The organism is Streptomyces sp. NPDC051567, assembly GCF_044454165.1.
In the GTDB taxonomy this organism is placed as follows: Bacteria; Actinomycetota; Actinomycetes; order Streptomycetales; family Streptomycetaceae; genus Streptomyces.
Genome location: NZ_JBITDK010000020.1, coordinates 95,522 through 114,305, shown reverse-complemented (window position 1 = coordinate 114,305; position 18,784 = coordinate 95,522). Strand labels below are relative to the sequence as shown.

Here is an 18,784-nt window from a genome sequence, read left to right as displayed (position 1 = left end):
CAGGGCCCAGGACGGCCCCGGCGGGGGTCCCGGGGCCGTGCTCCCGGGACCCCCGCCGGGGCCGATGAGGTACGGGCGGGACCTACCCCCCGTACGCCCCGCTGGCCGTCAGCCGCAGCGCGGTGTCGATCAGGGGGACGTGACTGAACGCCTGCGGGAAGTTGCCGACCTGGCGCTGGAGGTGCGGGTCCCACTCCTCCGCGAGCAGCCCCAGGTCGTTGCGGAGCGCGAGCAGCCGCTCGAAGAGCCGGCGGGCCTCGTCGACGCGGCCGATCATCGCCAGGTCGTCGGCCATCCAGAAGGAACAGGCGAGGAAGGCCCCCTCGTCGCCCGACAGCCCGTCCACACCGGCCTCCTCGCCGGAGGTCGGGTAGCGCAGGATGAAACCGTCCGACGTCGACAGCTCGCGCTGGATCGCCTCGATGGTCCCGATGACCCGCTTGTCGTCCGGCGGCAGGAAGCCCATCTGCGGGATCAGCAGCAGGGAGGCGTCCAGCTCCTTCGACCCGTACGACTGGGTGAAGGTGTTGCGCTCCTTGTCGTAGCCCTTCTCGCACACGTCCGCGTGGATCTCGTCGCGCAGCTCGCGCCACCGCTCCAGCGGGCCGTCCGCGTCCCCGCTCTCGATCAGCTTGATCGTGCGGTCGACCGCGACCCAGGCCATCACCTTGGAGTGCACGAAGTGGCGGCGCGGGCCGCGCACCTCCCAGATGCCCTCGTCCGGCTCGTTCCAGTGGGTCTCCAGGTAGCGGATCAGCTTGAGCTGGAGCAGCGAGGCGTAGTCGCTGCGGGCCAGCCCGGTCATGTGGCCCAGGTGCAGGGCCTCGGTGACCTCGCCGTACACGTCGAGCTGGAGCTGGCCCGCCGCGCCGTTGCCGACCCGGACCGGGCGCGAGTTCTCGTACCCGGGGAGCCAGTCCAGCTCGGTCTCGCCGAGTTCCCGTTCGCCCGCGATCCCGTACATGATCTGGAGGTTCTCCGGGTCCCCGGCCACCGCGCGCAGCAGCCATTCCCGCCAGGCGCGGGCCTCCTCGCGGTAGCCGGTGCGCAGCAGCGAGGAGAGGGTGATGGCGGCGTCCCGCAGCCAGGTGTAGCGGTAGTCCCAGTTGCGGACCCCGCCGATCTCCTCCGGGAGGGAGGTGGTCGGCGCGGCGACGATCCCGCCCGTGGGGCCGTAGGTGAGGGCCTTGAGGGTGATCAGCGAGCGGACCACCGCCTCCCGGTAGGGCCCGTGGTACGTGCACTGCGCGACCCACTCGCGCCAGAACTCGGTGGTGGACTCCAGCGCCGCCTCGGGGTCGGGGGCCTGTGGCGCGCCCCGGTGCGAGCGCTGCCAGCTGATGCTGAAAGCCACCCGGTCGCCGGGTCCGACGGTGAAGTCGGAGTACGTCGTCAGGTCCTTGCCGTAGGTCTGCGCCTCGGTGTCGAGCCAGACCGAGTCGGGCCCGGCGACGGCGACGGTACGGCCGTCCACCTTGTGGACCCAGGGCACGACGCGCCCGTAGCTGAACCGCATCCGCAGGGCGGAGCGCATCGGGACACGCCCGCTCACGCCCTCCACGATCCGGATCAGCTGCGGCGCGTGGTCCTCACGTGGCGGCATGAAGTCGATCACTCGGACGGTGCCGCGTGGGGTGTCCCACTCCGACTCCAGTACCAGCGAGTCGCCGCGGTAGCGGCGGCGGTCGGCGCGCGGGGCCGCGGAGCCGGCCGGGAACGCCGGGCCGATCCGCCAGAACCCGTGATCCTCGGTGCCGAGGATGCTCGCGAAGACGGCATGGGAGTCGAAGCGGGGCAGACACAACCAATCCACAGCCCCGTCCCGGCAGACCAACGCCGCGGTCTGCATGTCCCCGATCAGTGCGTAATCCTCGATGCGCCCGGACACGTTGCATCTCCAGTCGAACGGCCACGTCCGCCCCGAAGGGCGCTTGCATTGCGCGGTTGCGCGGTCTCCTGCGTGTAGGGATCACCGCGACGAGCCCATGATTTCCGTATGCCGGCTTGGTGAGGCCGTCTGCCGGACTGCTCGGCGGCGATGTGCGCAATATCCGAGCAGGATATGACGGCACCCTAGTGATCCCCTTAAGCGTAGGAAGAATGCGGCTAGGCCGAATGGGTGAACAGCGCGTATGTCACGTCAGAGCCCTTCCGGTATCACGTAGGGGGCGGCCCGGGACCGCCCGCGCCGCGTGGCCGGAGGCGGACCGGCCCGGGCGCTGATAGGCTGGTACCCCGTGGACCGGTGGTCTGCCTGTGCGAATCAGGAGCCCCGAAACCGCAGCTTCGGCGCCCCCAGAGACCCTTCCGGATCGACGGTGGCCGGCGCCGGACTCACCTCACCTCGCGACCACGGGAGCCCCCTCTTGGCGACGCCGCCCGCTGCTTTTCGAAACAGCACAGCCATGACGACCAAGCACATCTTCGTCACCGGGGGTGTCGCTTCCTCCCTCGGCAAGGGTCTGACGGCCTCCAGCCTGGGTGCGCTGCTGAAGGCGCGCGGGCTGCGGGTCACGATGCAGAAGCTCGACCCCTACCTGAACGTCGACCCCGGCACGATGAACCCCTTCCAGCACGGCGAGGTGTTCGTCACCAACGACGGCGCCGAGACCGACCTGGACATCGGCCACTACGAGCGCTTCCTCGACGTCGACCTCGACGGCTCGGCCAACGTCACCACCGGCCAGGTCTACTCGCAGGTCATCGCCAAGGAGCGGCGCGGCGAGTACCTCGGTGACACCGTGCAGGTCATCCCGCACATCACCAACGAGATCAAGCACCGCATCCGGCGCATGGCGACCGACGACGTCGACGTCGTCATCACCGAGGTCGGCGGCACGGTCGGCGACATCGAGTCGCTGCCGTTCCTGGAGACCGTCCGCCAGGTCCGCCACGAGGTCGGCCGCGACAACGTCTTCGTCGTGCACATCTCGCTGCTGCCCTACATCGGCCCCTCCGGCGAGCTGAAGACCAAGCCGACCCAGCACTCGGTCGCGGCCCTGCGCAACATCGGCATCCAGCCCGACGCCATCGTGCTGCGCGCCGACCGTGACGTCCCCACCTCCATCAAGCGCAAGATCTCGCTGATGTGCGACGTGGACGAGGCGGCCGTGGTGGCGGCGATCGATGCGAAGTCGATCTACGACATCCCGAAGGTGCTGCACACCGAGGGCCTGGACGCCTACGTCGTGCGCAAGCTCGACCTGCCCTTCCGCGACGTGGACTGGACGGTCTGGGAGGACCTGCTCGACCGGGTCCACAACCCCGACCACGAGGTCAAGGTCGCGCTCGTCGGCAAGTACATCGACCTGCCCGACGCCTACCTGTCGGTGACCGAGGCGCTGCGCGCCGGCGGCTTCGCCAACCGGGCCCGCGTCCAGATCAAGTGGGTCACCTCCGACGACTGCACCACCCCGGCGGGCGCCGCGGCGCAGCTGGGCGACGTGGACGCGATCTGCGTGCCCGGCGGGTTCGGCGACCGCGGGGTCAACGGCAAGGTGGGCGCGATCACCTACGCCCGCGAGAACAAGATCCCGCTGCTCGGCCTCTGCCTGGGCCTCCAGTGCGTGGTCATCGAGGCCGCGCGCAACCTGGCGGGCATCGAGGACGCGAACTCCACCGAGTTCGACGCCTCCACCCCGCACCCGGTCATCTCGACCATGGAGGAGCAGCTCGCCTTCGTCGAGGGCGCGGGCGACCTGGGCGGCACCATGCGCCTGGGCATGTACCCGGCGAAGCTCGCCGAGGGCTCCATCGTGCGCGAGGTCTACGGCGACCAGGCGTACGTGGACGAGCGCCACCGGCACCGCTACGAGGTGAACAACGCCTACCGCGGCGAGCTGGAGAAGAAGGCGGGCCTCGTCTTCTCCGGCACCTCCCCGGACAACAAGCTGGTCGAGTACGTCGAGTACCCGCGCGAGGTGCACCCCTACCTGGTGGCCACCCAGGCCCACCCGGAGCTGCGCTCGCGCCCGACGCGCCCGCACCCGCTCTTCGCGGGCCTGGTCAAGGCCGCCGTGGAGCGCCAGCAGGCCGGTAAGTGAGGGTCCGGCCGGACCGCACCGCATAACGTAGACAGCCGGGGCACGGATCGTGCCCCGGCTGGCGTGTTCTCGGGAAGGTACTGGCCATGGCCATGGGCAACGACATCGACGGCAGCGGCGGCAGGACCGGAACCGGGACCGGGCTCGCGGACACACCGGAGTCGTGGGAGGTCATCGCCTCGCGGACCCCGTTCCAGGGCGCGAAGACGGCGGTCCGCTCGGACCAGGTGCGGATGCCGGACCGTTCGGTGGCCCGCCGCGACTACCAGGCGCACCCGGGCTCGGTCTGCGTGCTCGCCCTCGACGAGCGGGGCCGGGTCCTGGTCCTGCACCAGTTCCGCCACCCCGTACGGCACCGGCTGTGGGAGCTTCCGGCCGGGCTGCTGGACGTCCCGGGGGAGAACCCGCTCCACGCGGCCCAGCGCGAACTGTACGAGGAGGCGCACGTCAAGGCGGCGGACTGGCGGGTGCTGGTCGACTTCTTCTCCTCGCCGGGCGGGTCGGACGAGGCCGTCCGGATCTTCCTGGCCCGGGAGCTCACGGAGGCGGAGGGCGAGCGGTTCGAGGGGTCCGGGGAGGAGGCCGACATGGAACTCGCCCGGGTCCCGCTCGACGAGCTGGTCCGCGGGGTGCTCGCGGGCGACCTGGGCAACCCGGGCCTGATCACGGGCGTCCTGGCCCTGGCGGCCGCCCTCGCCGCGGACGGCCTCGACGCCCTGCGCCCGGCCCTGTCCCCCTGGCCGGCCCGCCCGTACGAGGCGTAGCGGCCCGTCAGTGACCGGCGGCGGCCCGCTGACGGGTGTCGGTGTGACCATCGGCTGATCCGATCGGGGGATGTGCCCGCCGCGCTCCACCCGGGTCGTCGCTCTGCGTGAACTACGCTCGCAACCCGAGGCAGCGAGAGGAGCGGATCCGTGACGGATTTCGTCGGGCGGCGGCGTGAGCTCAAGGAGCTGCGCGAGGACATCGCACGGACCGGGCTCGACACCCTCTCGGGCCGGAAGGCCAAGGCACCCAGGGCGCGGGTGCTGCTCGTCGCCGGGCGGCCGGGGTCCGGCCGGACCGCCCTCGCCGAGGCGTTCGTGGCCGAGGTCGCCGACCAGTACCCCGGCGGAGTCCTGCGGACCCGGCTCACCGTGCCCGGCGGCGGGCCCGTCGCCACCGAGCAGGCCGTCCGGGGCCTGCTGGAGGCGCTGGGGGAGCCCACCCCGCCCGGGGCCGGGGAGGACGAGCTGAGCTCCGCCCTGCGCACCGCGCTCGCCGGCCGCCGCGTGGTCGTCCTGGTGGACGACGCCGCCGACCCGCAACAGGTCGACGCCCTGCTGCCGGACAACCCCGAGTGCCTGGTCGTGGTCACCGCGCGGGGGCCGCTCACCGGCATCCCGGACGTGCGGCCCTGCACCCTCGGGGGGCTGGACACCCCCTCCGCCGTGGAGCTGCTCGGGCGGCGCATCGGCGACATCCGCGTCACCGTCGATCCCCGCGCCGCCGAGACCCTCGCCGAGGCGTGCGGGGGCCAGCCCGCCGCGCTGGCCCTCGTCGGCGGCTGGCTCGCCGCCCACCCCAAGGCCGCCGTCGCCGACGTGGCCAAGCAGCTCCACGACATGCCGCCCGGCGCCGGCGGACCGCTCGCCCGCGCCCTCCGGCTCGTCTACGAGTCCCTGCCCCAGCCCGCCCAGCGGACCCTGCGGCTGCTGCCGCTCGCCCCCGCCGGCCTGGTCGACTCCCACACCGCCTCCGCCCTGGCCGGCTGCTCCGTGGCCGCCGCCCAGTCGACCCTGGAGGACTTCGCCGGGCTGGGCCTGGTCCGCCCCGCCGAGGACGGCCTCTTCCAGCTGCCCGGCTGCCTCGCGCCGCTGCTGCGGGCCCTGCTGGAGGCCAAGGAACGGCCCGCCGAGGTCCAGCTGGCCCGCGCCAGGATGCTGGAGCGCACGGTACGGCTGCTGCGCTCCTGCGAGGCCATGGCCACCGACGTCGAGGAGGACGTGCGGGAGCGGATGGACGGGCTGCCGCGCGCGCTGCGCTTCGCCGACCGGCGGGCCGCCGCGGCCTGGCTCGACACCCGGCTGCCCGCGCTGTCCGCCGCCGCGGCGGCGGCCGTGGCCGACGGCGAGCTGGACACGCTGGCCCGCCGGCTGGTCGCGGCCCTGGTCCGGGCCCTCGCCGGACACCGAGGCACCGCCGGGGCCGCCCCGGAGCTGTACGGGCTGCACCGGCTGGTCCTGGACGTGGCCGAGCGCCGGGAGCTGCACCGGGAACAGGCCGCCGCGCTGCTGAACCTGGCCGACCTGGACGCCGGGACAGGCCGGACCCAGGAGGCGCTGGAACGGTACCGGGCCGCGCTGGACGCCGGCCGGGCGGCGAACGACCCGTACGCGACGGGCCGCGCGATGGAATCCGTGGGTGGCGCCTACCAGGAGCTCGCGGACTGGCACCGGGCCTCCGACTGGTTCGGCCGGGCGCTCGCCCAGGCCCAGGCGCGGGGGGAGCGGGCGGACGAGGCGCGACTGTACGGACGCCTGGGCAACGTGCACACCTACGCCGGGCGGTACGGGGACGCGCTGCGCAGCTGGCGGGCGGCCGGCGCGGGCTACCGCAGGCTCACCGACGTGCCCGGCCAGGCGAAGGCGCTGAGCGAGATGGCGCGGGTCCAGGAGTACGCGGGGCGCCCCGCGGACTCCCTGCACACCTGCCGGGAGGCGGTGGAGCTGGCCCGCCGGGCGGGGGACCTGCGGCTCCAGGCGGCGCTCCAGGTGCGGCTGGCGGACACGCTGGACCGGCTGGGAGACCCCGCCGCCGCGCGGCTGCACCGCTCCGCAGCTGACAGATTGCTGGGAGATGACCCCGCTGCCTGCGAAATCCGTAGTGGTTCCGACTGAGGTTATTGGTTTGCAAGGCTAGACAGGGCCTCATCCTTCATTAGACTGGCTCCACCACGTCATCCCGTGGTGCATCCCGTTGCGCACTCTTGTGGGCGGGTATGTAGGTAAGTGCCCCTGAACATCCCCTGAGCCAAGGACCGTGATCGACGATGAAGGTCGGCATCCCCCGCGAGGTCAAGAACAACGAGTTCCGGGTTGCCATCACGCCCGCCGGCGTGCATGAGCTGGTCCGCAACGGCCACCAGGTCTTCATCGAGCAGGACGCCGGTGCGGGTTCCTCCATCGCCGACGCCGAGTACGTGGCCGCGGGCGCCGAGATCCTGGGCACCGCCGACGAGGTCTGGGCCACCGCCGACCTCCTGCTGAAGGTCAAGGAGCCCATCGCCGAGGAGTACCACCGCCTCCGCAAGGACCAGACCCTCTTCACCTACCTGCACCTGGCGGCCTCCCGCGAGTGCACGGACGCCCTGCTGGCCTCCGGCACCACCGCCATCGCGTACGAGACGGTCGAGCTGGCCTCCCGCGCGCTCCCGCTGCTCGCCCCGATGTCCGAGGTCGCGGGCCGGCTGGCCCCGCAGGTCGGCGCCTACCACCTGATGCGCTCGGCCGGCGGCCGCGGCGTGCTCCCGGGCGGCGTGCCCGGCACCTCGGCGGCCAGGGCCGTCGTCATCGGCGGCGGCGTCTCCGGCTGGAACGCCGCGCAGATCGCCATCGGCATGGGCTTCCACGTGACCCTGCTCGACCGCGACATCAACAAGCTCCGCGAGGCCGACAAGATCTTCGGCACGAAGATCCAGACGATCGTCTCCAACGCCTACGAGCTGGAGAAGGCGGTCCTGGAGGCCGACCTCGTCATCGGCGCGGTGCTGATCCCGGGTGCGAAGGCCCCGAAGCTGGTCACCAACGAGCTGGTCTCCCGGATGAAGCCCGGAAGTGTCCTTGTCGACATTGCGATCGACCAGGGCGGCTGCTTCGAGGACTCCCGTCCGACCACCCACGCCGAGCCGACCTTCCCGGTCCACCGGTCGGTCTTCTACTGCGTCGCCAACATGCCGGGCGCGGTGCCGAACACCTCCACCTACGCGCTGACCAACGCCACGCTGCCCTACATCGTGCAGCTCGCGAATCTCGGCTGGGTGGAGGCGCTGCGGCGTGACCCGGCGCTCGCGCTGGGCCTCAACACCCATGACGGCCAGGTCGTTTACGGCCCGGTCGCCGAGGCCCACGGCCTGCCCACGCTGCCGCTGGACACGCTGCTCGGCTGAACCGTCAACGACTGACGTCAATCTCACGTATCCGGCCGGACCTTGCCCCGAGGTCCGGCCGGACGTGTTCGCGGGTACGCGCGCGGGCCGCTCAACTCGCCGCGAACGTAACCCTTTAACCCTTTCGCACACCTGTGGAACTTCTCGGTGGCGGCTCGTACACCCTTGACAGAGTGGTGTTCGGTTGCCGACACAACGTGCCGCGTCCGGCGGATTGTGTTGCCGCTGGGTGGTGACACGCCATAGAGTCGCCAACCGTCGGCATGGCGCCACGCTGACCTATCGATAAGTGTCCTGGTCACATCCGAGGAGGTAAGACGACTTGTGAATGAGTCGACATTTACTCCTGGAGGTGGTCGAGCAGGGGTGCCTGCGGGGGGCCAGAGCCCTGCCGGGCTCGAAGCGGTCGGCTCCGTCGCGGTCCGCACCTTCGCAAACCACCAGCACATGACGACGCCCCGAAAGAGCATGGACGGCCTAGACGTGAACTCCAGGGCCGGCGACCCCAGCGGCGAAAAGCCCACCGGTTTCGCCGACTACGACAACGTGCCCGAGGGGCACTTCTACGACCCCGACGCGGAGTACGAACCGGACCCCGAGTACGCGGCCACCCTCGCCCCCGACGCTGCCCGCCAGCGCCGCGAGCGGATCGGCCCGACCGGACGCCCGCTGCCGTACTTCCCCATCCCGGGCCCGCTGACCGGCCACGGTCCCGCGAAGATCATCGCGATGTGCAACCAGAAGGGCGGCGTGGGCAAGACCACGTCGACCATCAACCTCGGCGCCGCGCTCGCCGAGTACGGACGCCGCGTGCTGCTCGTCGACTTCGACCCGCAGGGCGCGCTCTCCGTGGGCCTCGGCGTGAACCCGATGGAACTCGACCTGACGGTCTACAACCTGCTCATGGAGCGGGGCATGTCGGCGGACGACGTGCTGCTCAAGACGGCGGTCCCCAACATGGACCTGCTGCCGAGCAACATCGACCTCTCCGCCGCCGAGGTCCAGCTGGTCAGCGAGGTCGCGCGCGAGTCGACGCTCCAGCGGGCGCTCAAGCCCCTGCTGCCCGACTACGACTACATCGTGATCGACTGTCAGCCCTCGCTCGGCCTGCTGACCGTCAACGCCCTGACGGCGGCCCACAAGGTCATCGTCCCGCTGGAGTGCGAGTTCTTCGCGCTGCGCGGGGTGGCCCTGCTCACCGAGACCATCGAGAAGGTCCAGGAGCGGCTCAACCCCGAGCTGGAGCTCGACGGCATCCTCGCCACGATGTACGACTCCCGTACGGTGCACAGCCGGGAGGTGCTGGCGCGGGTGGTCGAGGCGTTCGACGAGCACGTCTACCACACGGTCATCGGCCGTACGGTGCGCTTCCCGGAGACCACGGTCGCCGGTGAGCCGATCACCACGTACGCCTCCAACTCCGTCGGCGCCGCCGCCTACCGCCAGCTGGCCAGGGAGGTGCTCGCCCGGTGTCACGCCGAGTGAGTCTGCCCGGAGCCGACGAACTGTTCCGCACGACCGGGGGGATGGCCCTCCAGTCGTCCTCGCCGCGGCGCGGGGGCGAGGAGCCGCCGGCCGCGGAACAGCCGGGCGGCCCGGCCGAGGACGCCCCGGGCGAGGGCCGCGGCCGGGAGACCGGGCCCGGCGCCGAGCCGGGCGCGCCCGGTGTCGGGAGCCCCCGGCGCCCGCAGGAAGGTTCTGTCAGCAGCGTCGCCCCCGCGGGAGCGGGCCGGCGGGGCAAGGGACAGGGCCGGGGCGCCAACCGGCGGCCCAGCGGGCGCGAGCGCCACGACGAGAAGATCACGGTCTACGTCTCCGCCGAGGAACTGATGGACCTGGAACACGCGCGGCTGGTGCTGCGCGGGGAACACGGGCTGGCGGTCGACCGCGGCCGGATCGTCCGCGAGGCGGTGGCGGTCGTCCTCGCCGATCTCGAATCCCGGGGGGACGCGAGCATCCTCGTACGGCGCCTGCGGGGCCGCTGAACCGGCCGTACGCGCACCCTCCCCTCCGCACCACCTGGACCACGATGCCCCTGCCAGCCGAAACCGGCCCTCCCGCCCGCCGCCTCCCGGGGCACGGCCCCGCAGGCCCCGAGGAGCCCCCTGGACGCCGCCCGTCTCCCGGGGGCGGGCCCGGGAGCGGCGCGGTGCCCGGGCCCGCAGCCGGGGCCGTCGAGGGGCGGGAGCGGACTTCCGGGCCGGGTGGTGCCCCCGAGGACCCGGCCTCCTCGGACCCGGCCTGCCCGGCCCCGGTCCCGCCGGGCGCGCCCCCGGAACCCGCGGCGGCCGGTGGCGGCGGCGGCCGGTTCACGCTGCGGCTCGACAATTTCGAGGGCCCCTTCGACCTGCTGCTCCAGCTGATCTCCCGGCACCGGCTCGACATCACCGAGGTCGCCCTCTCCCGGGTCACCGACGAGTTCATGGCGCACATCCGGGCCATGGGGCCCGAGGGGGACCTCGACCAGACCACCGAGTTCCTCGTCGTGGCCGCCACCCTGCTCGACCTGAAGACCGCCCGGCTGCTGCCCGTCGCCGAGGTCGAGGACGAGGCCGACCTCGCCCTGCTGGAGGCCCGGGACCTGCTCTTCGCGCGCCTGCTCCAGTACCGGGCGTACCGGCGGATCGCCGAGATCTTCGCGCGGCGGGCCGAGGCCGAGGAACTGCGCCACCCGCGCACGGCCGGACTGGAACCCCACCACGCCGCGCTCCTGCCCGACGTCGTCATCAGCATCGGCCCCGAGGGGCTCGCCCGGCTGGCGGCGCGGGCCATGCGGCCCCGGGCCGCACCCCAGGTGTACGTCGACCACGTGCACGCGCCGCTCGTCAGCGTGCGGGAACAGGCCGGGATCGTCGTGCGGATGCTGAGGGCGCACGGCGAGGCCACCTTCCGGGAACTCACCGAGGACGCGGCCGACCCCCTCACCGTCGTCGCGCGGTTCCTCGCCCTGCTGGAGCTCTACCGGGAGAGGGCGGTGGTCCTGGACCAGGAGGAGGCCCTGGGGACCCTCACCGTGCGCTGGAGCGGCGGGGACGGGGACGTGGTGCCGGCCGTGACCGACGAGTTCGACCGGAGTGACCGGAGTGACCGGAGCGGGCAGAGCGGCCAGAGGGACCGGATCGTGGAGGCGAGGCAATGAGCGACGGGAGCGGGGCGGGCCGGGTGACGGAGAAAAACGAGGCGGCCGAGGTGCACAGGGGGCACGAGGCGGCGGGGCGGGCCGGGGCCACCGGTTCCACCGGAGCCGGGCAGGGGCTCGCGCTGAAGCCCGCCCTGGAGGCCGTCCTGATGGTCGTGGACGAGCCCGCGACCGAGATCCACCTCGCCAAGGTCCTCGGACGTGCCCCGCGCGAGGTCGCCACGGCCCTGGGCGAGCTGGCCGACGAGTACACGGCCTCGGGCCGGGGGTTCGAGCTGCGGCTCGTCGCCGGCGGGTGGCGTTTCTCCACCCGGGCGCGGTACGCCCCGGCCGTCGAGAGCTTCGTCCTGGACGGCCGGCAGGCCCGGCTCACCCAGGCGGCGCTGGAGACCCTCGCGGTCGTCGCGTACCGCCAGCCGGTGAGCCGGTCACGGGTCTCGGCGGTCCGCGGAGTCAACTGTGACGGGGTCATGCGGACCCTCCTCCAGCGGGGTCTGGCGGAGGAGGCGGGGACGGAACCCGAAACAGGTGCGATCCTGTACAGGACGACGAACTACTTTCTGGAGCGTATGGGCCTGTACGGCCTGGACGAGCTCCCGGAGCTCGCGCCCTTCCTCCCCGAGGCGGACGCGATCGAAGCCGAGACGCAAGAAGGTGTGCCGTCGTTCGATCTGGAGGCACCGTACGCCCCAGAAATGTGAATGACGACGACAAGACGACGGAACTTTGATGCGAAGCAGCGGCAACGGCAACGGCGGCAACAGGAACAGCGGCGGCGGTGGTGGCGCCGGACGTGGCGGCAACTCCTCCCGCGGCGGCGGCTCCGGCACGGGCGGTGGCTACCGCGGTGGCGGCTCCGGCGGTAGCGGCGGCGGTGGCGGTCACCGCGGTGGGTCCAGCGGTGGCAGCTCCGGCGGTGGCTACCGCGGCGGGGCAGGCGGTGGGTCCGGCTCCGGTGGTTACCGCGGCGGGTCCAGCGGTGGCAGCTCCGGCGGCGGTTACCGCGGCGGCTCCAGTGGCGGCTCCGGCTCCGGTGGCGGTTACCGCGGCGGCCCGTCCCCCGCGGGCGGCTCGCGCGACCGTGACCAGGACCGCGACCAGGCGCCCCAGCGCCCCCGCAACCCGCGCCCCGAGGAGCGCCGCTACGACGTGGGCCCCGAGGGCGAGCGCAACGGCCGCGGCGGACCCCGCGCCGGTGGCGGCGGTGCCCGTGGCGCGGCCGACGGCAACCGTGGCGGTGCCCGTGGTGACGCGGCGCGCGGCGGTGCCAAGGGCGGCCCGAAGACCTCCCGCACCCCCGGCATCGGCGGGGCGGGCGGCCCGCGCCGCGGTCCCGGCAGCCGCAGCGGCCAGTCCCGCCCGCGCGAGCTGGACGCGCGGATCGAGGAGCGCGTGCGCGACCGGTACGCCGACAAGCCCGTGATCAACACCCCCAAGACCTTCCCGGGCGCCGAGCAGGAGGGCGAGCGCCTGCAGAAGGTGCTCGCCCGGGCCGGCATGGGCTCGCGCCGCGCCTGCGAGGAGCTCATCGAGCAGGCCCGCGTCGAGGTCAACGGCGAGATCGTGCTGGAGCAGGGCAAGCGCGTCCAGCCGAAGGACGAGATCAAGGTGGACGGCCTGACCGTCGCCACCCAGTCGCACCTGTTCTTCGCGCTGAACAAGCCCGCCGGCGTCGTCTCCACGATGGAGGACCCCGACGGCCGCCAGTGCCTCGGCGACTACGTCACCAACCGTGAGACGCGTCTCTTCCACGTCGGCCGGCTCGACACCGAGACCGAGGGCATCATCCTCCTCACCAACCACGGTGAGCTGGCCCACCGCCTCACGCACCCGAAGTACGGCGTGAAGAAGACCTACGTGGCCGCGATCACCGGCCCGCTGCCGCGCGACATCGGCAAGCGCCTCAAGGACGGCATCGAGCTGGAGGACGGCTACGCCCGCGCCGACCACTTCCGCGTCGTCGACCAGGTCGGCAAGAACTACCTGGTCGAGGTCACCCTCCACGAGGGCCGCAAGCACATCGTCCGCCGCATGATGGCGGAGGCCGGCTTCCCGGTCGAGAAGCTCGTACGGACCTCCTTCGGGCCGATCGAGCTGGGCGACCAGAAGTCCGGCTGGCTGCGCCGCCTGACCAACACCGAGGTCGGCATGCTGATGCGCGAGGTCGGCCTGTAACACCGGCGGCCCCCGGGCCGCCATCCGGAACACGAAGAGCCCGCGACGCCCCACGGCGCCGCGGGCTCTTCGCTCGCCAGGAAAGGGCGCCGGGCCGACGGCGGCAGGGCCGGCCGGCCGGGCGGGGGAGGGCCGTGCTGTACTCGGACCCGCGACCACGCTCCGGCCGCCCCCTGTCCCGTTCCCCAGGAGGACCCCGCACGATGACGACGCAGACGACGACCGCGGCGGCCACGGAGGCCGCGGCGAAGCGGCCCGCGACGGGCGCCCTGATCGGCCTGGCCCTGGGCGACGCCCTCGGCTTCCCGACGGAGTTCAACGACGTGCCGTCGATCCTGGCCAAGACGGGCCCGTGGCGCGAGATGCGGCTTCCCCGGCCCGCGTTCGTCACGGACGACACCCAGATGACGCTGGCCCTGGCGCGCGGCATACGGACGGCCCTGGAGCGGGGCCCGATCGGCCCGCTGACGCTGACCCGGCCGGTGCGGGAGGAGTACGTCGACTGGTTCCACTCCCCGGAGAACAACCGCGCCCCGGGCCGCACCTGCATGACCGCCTGCGCACTGCTGGACCGGCCGGAGCGGGACTGGCGGGACGCCAGCCTGACCGGCTCCAAGGGCTGCGGGGCGAACATGCGGGTGGCGCCGGTGGGGCTGGTCCCCGGCTGGACCGAGGAGGAACGGGCGGGCGCCGCCCAGCTCCAGTCGGCCCTCACCCACGGCCACCCCACGGCGCTCGCGGCCTCCGACCTGACGGCGCGGGCCGTGCACCTGCTGGCCCGGGGCACGCGGGTGCGCGGCCTGGTCGCGGAGTTGCGCGCGTACGCCCTGGAGAACCGGACCCGCTACCCCGAGCGCTGGCTCGGCGACCTGTGGATGCGCACGGCCGGTGACGCCTCGCCGGAGTCCTTCGCCGCACGCGGCTGGGACGACTGCCTCGCCGCCCTGGACCGGCTGGCGGCGGCGCTGCGCGACCCGTCCCCGGAGACGGACCCCTGCCTGACCACGGGCGACGGCTGGATCGCCGAGGAAGCCCTGGCCACGGCCCTGCAGTGCTTCCTGCTGTTCCCGGACGAGCCGCTCCTGGCACTGCGCCGCGCGGCCTGCACGGCGGGCGACTCGGACTCGATCGCCTGCCTCGCCGGGGCCTTCGCGGGCGCCCACCTCGGCGCGGACGCCTGGCCCCGGGAGTGGCGGGACCGCATCGAGTACCGCGACGAGCTGCTGGCCTTCGGCGCGCTCTGGGACGCGTGACCCGCACCGCCCCGTCCTCGTCCCCGCCGGTCCGGCAAGGGCGGGGTCAGGCGGCCGATGCCCGGCGGGTGCGCAGGAGGAAGTCCGCCACCCGGGCGTGGTCCGCGTCCGGGGGGGAGACGGGTGGAGGCGAGGGCCGCGTCGGCCTCCTCCGTGAGACGGGCCATCCACGCACCGGCCTCGTCCCAGGTCAGCTCCCCGCGCCGGACCGAGAGGAGCCGGTCGCGGTAGGGGCTCGCGTCGATGTCCAGACGGCCGGTGCGCAGCAGGTCGCGGCAGGACAGGAGCAGGCGCAGCAGGTGCATGGCGTGCTTCCAGCGCGGGGCGCCGTGGACCCGCAGGTCCGCGAGGAGCCGGGCGCGCTGGGCGACCGCGTACCGGGTGAAGGTGGTGTGGGTCCGGCGCGAGAGGAAGGCGTCGCGGAGGGAGAGCAGCTCCTCGCCGACCGGACCGGTGTCCTGGACCAGCGGGGAGTGCAGGCACTCCAGGATGTTCGGGTTGGCGCGCAGGGCGAGTTCGCAGAAACGTTCCAGCTCCCAGGAGAACTCCTCGTCCCGAGGGCCTTCCACATGCGTCGGCGGCTTCTCGAAGCGCCAGAACAGCGGCGTCGGGGCGAGGTAGACACCCCGCAGGTCGGTATCGCTGGCCTCCGTCGCCAGGCCGAAGGCCCGGGAACCCGTCACGCAGCGGTAGACCGTGTGGTCCCGTACCAGAGTCAGTCCGTCCATTCCGGGAGACTAGGTGCTTGACCTGCGGTGACGCGAGCGAGATACGGGTGGCCGGGCCGGGCCGGGGCCGCCGCGCCGGGTCAGGCGGCCGGTGGCCAGGGGGCCAGTACGGGCGGGGTGCCGGGGGAGCGGACGACCTCCCAGAGGCGGACCACGGCCTTCCGCTCCAGCGGGCCGTGGACGTGCGGGTGACGGCCGCCGGGCCCGTCCGCCCGGCGGACCTCGGCGGTCAGGGCGCCCTCGTCGAGCTCCACGGCGAGCAGGGTCCCCGGCAGGCCGCCGTAGTGCGCGTCCACGACGGCGAGGACGGTGGGGCGGTCGGCCGAGCAGTGCGCGAACCCCTCGGAGCCGAGCGAGGACGGGGCGTACGGGAGACCGGGCGCGGCGGCCCGGTCGGCGAGCGGGACGAGGTGGAAGATCATGCCGACCGTTCTACCGCAGCGCCGGCCACGGCGGCGGCGCCCGGACCCGGTCCCCGGTGGCCCGCTCCGCGACGGCCCGGCGGGCCCTCGGGGCGTGCGGGCTGGCTACCCTGGGCCGGGGGCCGCCGTCGCCCCGCCGCCACGTACCCCTGGAGCGCCCGTTGAGAACCGCCGTCGTCATCGGAACCGGACTGATCGGCACCTCCGCGGCGCTCGCCCTGACCGCCCGCGGGATCACCGTCCACCTCGTCGACCACGACCCCACCCAGGCCCGGACGGCCGCCGCCCTCGGCGCCGGCACGGACGACCCCCCCGAGGGGCGCGTGGACCTCGCGATCGTGGCCGTCCCGCCGGCCCACGTGGCCACGACCCTCGCCGGAGCCATCGCACGGGGCACGGCACGGGCGTACGTGGACGTGGCCAGCGTCAAGGGCGGGCCCCGCCGGGAGCTGACGGCGCTGGGAGCGGACCTCACCGCGTACATCGGCACCCACCCGATGGCCGGCAAGGAGCGCTCGGGGCCGCTGGCGGCGACCGCGGACCTCTTCGAGGGCCGGCCCTGGGTGCTGACCCCGACCCGGGACACCGGCCACGAGGTGCTCAACCTCGCGCTGGAGCTGGTCGCCCTGTGCCGGGCCGTACCCGTGGTCATGGACGCCGACGCGCACGACCGGGCGGTGGCGCTGGTCTCGCACACCCCGCAGCTCGTGTCGAGCATGGTCGCGGCCCGGCTGGAGGAGGCCGACGAGACGGCGGTGCGGCTCTGCGGCCAGGGCATCCGGGACGTGACCCGGATCGCGGCCTCCGACCCGCGGATGTGGGTGGAGATCCTGTCGGCGAACCCGGGACCGGTGGCCGACGTCCTGGCCGGGATCGCCCAGGACCTGGAGGAGACCGTCGAGGCACTGCGCGGCCTCCAGTCCGCCGACGAGGAGAAGCGGCGCGGCGGCGCGGCGGGCATCGAGGACGTGCTGCGGCGCGGGAACGCGGGCCGGGTCCGGGTACCGGGCAAGCACGGCGCCGCGCCCACGGTGTACGAGACGGTGGCCGTGCTCATCAGCGACCAGCCGGGCGAGCTGGCCCGGATCTTCGCCGACGCGGGCCGGGCCGGGGTCAACATCGAGGACGTCCGGATCGAGCACGCCACGGGCCAGCAGGCCGGCCTGGTCCAGCTCATGGTGGAGCCGAGGGCTGTGGCGGGTCTCACGGCCCAGCTGCGCGAACGCGGCTGGGCGCTGCGCCAGCAGTAGCCCGCGACGGATGCGGCCCGGCGGCCCGCAGGGCCCCGCCGGGCCGGACACCCCGCCGGTCCGCCGTGCGCGGCGGGCCCCCGCCGGGGCCGGTCCGCCCCGCGCCGGGGCCCTCGGCGAGGACCCCGGCCTCAGGGTCCACGGGCCCCGGCGGCGGCCGTCACGCCCCCCGGCCCGGACCGGTGCCCGCGGCGGCGGGAGCACCGGGTGCCGGGGGCCGGTAACCTTGAAGAGGGGCGCTTTGGCGCGCCCGGACACGTACGCGCAACCAGGAAGGTGCCCGCACCGTGGAAACCGCAGCTCCGTCCACCGTGATCGTCGCCATCGACGGTCCCTCCGGCACGGGCAAGTCCAGCACCTCCAAGGCCGTTGCCGCCAAGCTCGGGCTGCGCTACCTGGACACCGGCGCCCAGTACCGGGCCATCACCTGGTGGATGATCACCAACGGTGTCGACACCGACGACCCGCAGGCCGTCGCGGTCGCCGCGGGCAAGCCCGCCATCGTCTCCGGGACCGACCCGGCCGCCCCCACGATCACCGTGGACGGCCTGGACGCCGCCGGGCCCATCCGGACCCAGGAGGTCACCTCCAAGGTCAGCGCCGTCAGCGCCGTCCCCGAGGTGCGCACCCGGATCACCGGGCTCCAGCGCGCCATCGCCGCCGCCGCGGGCGGCATCGTCGTCGAGGGGCGGGACATCGGCACCACCGTCCTGCCCGGCGCCGACCTCAAGATCTTCCTGACCGCCTCGCCCGAGGCGCGCGCCGCCCGGCGCAGCGGGGAACTGCGCGGCGCCGACGCCGCGGGCCTCGCGGCCACCAGGGAAGCCCTGGTCAAGCGGGACGCGGCCGACTCCGGCCGGAAGACCTCCCCGCTGGCCAAGGCGGCCGACGCCGTCGAGGTGGACACCACCGAGCTGAGCCTGGACCAGGTCATCGAGTGCGTCGTGACCCTCGTCGCGGAACGGCAGGGCGCATGAGCCGGACGCCCTCCGCCAAGGGCGCGGCGGTCGGCAGGCGCATCGGCATCGGGCTCATGTACGGGCTGTGGAAGCCGCGCGTGCTGGGAGCCTGGAAGGTGCCCGCCACGGGCCCGGTGATCCTCGCCGTGAACCACTCCCACAACATCGACGGCCCGATGGTGATGGGCACCGCCCCGCGCCCGCTGCACTTCCTGATCAAGAAGGAAGCGTATGTGGGGCCCCTCGGCCCCTTCCTCGAAGGGATCGGGCAGGTCAAGGTGGACCGCGGCGTGGCCGACCGGACCGCGATCGGCAACGCCCTGGGCGTGCTGGAGCAGGGCGGGGCCCTGGGGATCTTCCCCGAGGGCACCCGGGGCGAGGGCGACTTCGCCTCGCTGCGCGCGGGGCTCGCGTACTTCGCGGTCCGCAGCGGCGCGCCCGTCGTGCCCGTCGCCGTCCTGGGCAGCACCGAGAGCCGGGGCCGGCTGGTGGGCGGGCTGCCGCCCTTCCGCAGCCGCGTCGACGTCGTCTTCGGCTCGGCCTTCGACGCCGGGGACGGCACCGGACGCCGGACGCGGACCGCGCTGGACCAGGCCACCGAACGCATTCAGGACCGGCTGACGGCCCACCTGGCCGATGCCAAGCGCCTCACCGGGCGCTGAGTCAAA

General features: G+C 73.6%; 15 protein-coding genes and 1 pseudogene. 13 read left to right on the top strand and 3 right to left on the bottom strand.

The annotated features are described in order from the left end of the window. Positions 1 to 82: 82 nt before the first annotated feature. Positions 83 to 1,888 (bottom strand): glycoside hydrolase family 15 protein, encoded by a 1,806-nt coding sequence (locus ACIA5F_RS21695; protein ID WP_399355368.1) that lies wholly within the window; start codon positions 1,886 to 1,888, stop codon positions 83 to 85. A 517-nt stretch (positions 1,889 to 2,405) separates the two neighbouring features. Between ACIA5F_RS21695 and ACIA5F_RS21690 the strand changes: the two genes are divergently transcribed. The 10 genes from ACIA5F_RS21690 (at position 2,406) to ACIA5F_RS21645 (ending at position 14,757) form a co-directional block, all read left to right on the top strand. Then, entirely contained in the window at positions 2,406 to 4,043 is a 1,638-nt protein-coding gene (locus ACIA5F_RS21690) for a CTP synthase (RefSeq protein ID WP_399355366.1), read from the top strand. Positions 4,044 to 4,129: 86 nt separating this feature from the next. Then, positions 4,130 to 4,807: an NUDIX domain-containing protein gene (locus ACIA5F_RS21685; protein ID WP_399355364.1), complete on the top strand. Its 678-nt coding sequence runs from the start codon at positions 4,130 to 4,132 to the stop codon at positions 4,805 to 4,807. Positions 4,808 to 4,957: 150 nt separating this feature from the next. Continuing rightward, entirely contained in the window at positions 4,958 to 6,922 is a 1,965-nt protein-coding gene (locus ACIA5F_RS21680; RefSeq protein ID WP_399355362.1) for an AAA family ATPase, read from the top strand. 152 nt (positions 6,923 to 7,074) lie between these two features. Beyond that, positions 7,075 to 8,190 (top strand): alanine dehydrogenase, encoded by a 1,116-nt coding sequence (ald, locus tag ACIA5F_RS21675; protein WP_399355360.1) that lies wholly within the window; start codon positions 7,075 to 7,077, stop codon positions 8,188 to 8,190. 366 nt (positions 8,191 to 8,556) lie between these two features. Further along, complete coding sequence (locus ACIA5F_RS21670; protein WP_399355358.1) at positions 8,557 to 9,675, top strand: ParA family protein; 1,119 nt, start codon at positions 8,557 to 8,559, stop codon at positions 9,673 to 9,675. Next, entirely contained in the window at positions 9,660 to 10,175 is a 516-nt protein-coding gene (locus ACIA5F_RS21665) for a hypothetical protein (RefSeq protein ID WP_399355357.1), read from the top strand. The genes ACIA5F_RS21670 and ACIA5F_RS21665 overlap by 16 nt, the downstream gene beginning before the upstream one ends. A 44-nt stretch (positions 10,176 to 10,219) precedes the next feature. Beyond that, positions 10,220 to 11,329, top strand: coding sequence for a segregation and condensation protein A (locus ACIA5F_RS21660; protein ID WP_399355356.1), 1,110 nt, complete (start codon positions 10,220 to 10,222; stop codon positions 11,327 to 11,329). Continuing rightward, positions 11,326 to 12,030, top strand: a complete 705-nt coding sequence (scpB, locus tag ACIA5F_RS21655; RefSeq protein ID WP_399355354.1) for an SMC-Scp complex subunit ScpB — start codon at positions 11,326 to 11,328, stop codon at positions 12,028 to 12,030. Before ACIA5F_RS21660 ends, scpB begins: the two co-directional genes overlap by 4 nt. Before the next feature lie 28 nt (positions 12,031 to 12,058). After that, positions 12,059 to 13,504, top strand: a complete 1,446-nt coding sequence (locus ACIA5F_RS21650; RefSeq protein WP_399355352.1) for a pseudouridine synthase — start codon at positions 12,059 to 12,061, stop codon at positions 13,502 to 13,504. 203 nt (positions 13,505 to 13,707) lie between these two features. Continuing rightward, complete coding sequence (locus ACIA5F_RS21645; protein WP_399355350.1) at positions 13,708 to 14,757, top strand: ADP-ribosylglycohydrolase family protein; 1,050 nt, start codon at positions 13,708 to 13,710, stop codon at positions 14,755 to 14,757. A 46-nt stretch (positions 14,758 to 14,803) separates the two neighbouring features. Here the strand turns inward: ACIA5F_RS21645 and ACIA5F_RS21640 are convergent. Together ACIA5F_RS21640 and ACIA5F_RS21635 are read right to left on the bottom strand one after the other, a co-directional pair. Continuing rightward, positions 14,804 to 15,485: pseudogene (locus tag ACIA5F_RS21640) on the bottom strand (DNA polymerase beta superfamily protein). An 80-nt stretch (positions 15,486 to 15,565) separates the two neighbouring features. Beyond that, the gene (locus ACIA5F_RS21635; RefSeq protein ID WP_399355348.1) at positions 15,566 to 15,907 is read right to left on the bottom strand and encodes a DUF952 domain-containing protein; all 342 of its coding nucleotides are present in this window, start codon (positions 15,905 to 15,907) and stop codon (positions 15,566 to 15,568) included. 161 nt (positions 15,908 to 16,068) lie between these two features. Here ACIA5F_RS21635 and ACIA5F_RS21630 point away from each other — a divergent pair, with 161 nt between their 5' ends. The 3 genes from ACIA5F_RS21630 to ACIA5F_RS21620 all read left to right on the top strand — a co-directional run bounded on the left by ACIA5F_RS21630 (position 16,069) and on the right by ACIA5F_RS21620 (position 18,778). After that, a complete protein-coding gene (locus ACIA5F_RS21630) occupies positions 16,069 to 17,157 on the top strand; it encodes a prephenate dehydrogenase (RefSeq protein WP_399355345.1) in 1,089 nt (362 codons plus the stop codon). Positions 17,158 to 17,444: 287 nt separating this feature from the next. Then, positions 17,445 to 18,134, top strand: a complete 690-nt coding sequence (gene cmk, locus ACIA5F_RS21625; RefSeq protein ID WP_399355343.1) for a (d)CMP kinase — start codon at positions 17,445 to 17,447, stop codon at positions 18,132 to 18,134. Further along, positions 18,131 to 18,778 carry a lysophospholipid acyltransferase family protein gene (locus ACIA5F_RS21620; protein ID WP_399355341.1) on the top strand — a complete coding sequence of 216 codons (648 nt, stop codon included), beginning with the start codon at positions 18,131 to 18,133 and terminating at the stop codon, positions 18,776 to 18,778. The genes cmk and ACIA5F_RS21620 overlap by 4 nt, the downstream gene beginning before the upstream one ends. Positions 18,779 to 18,784 lie beyond the last annotated feature (6 nt).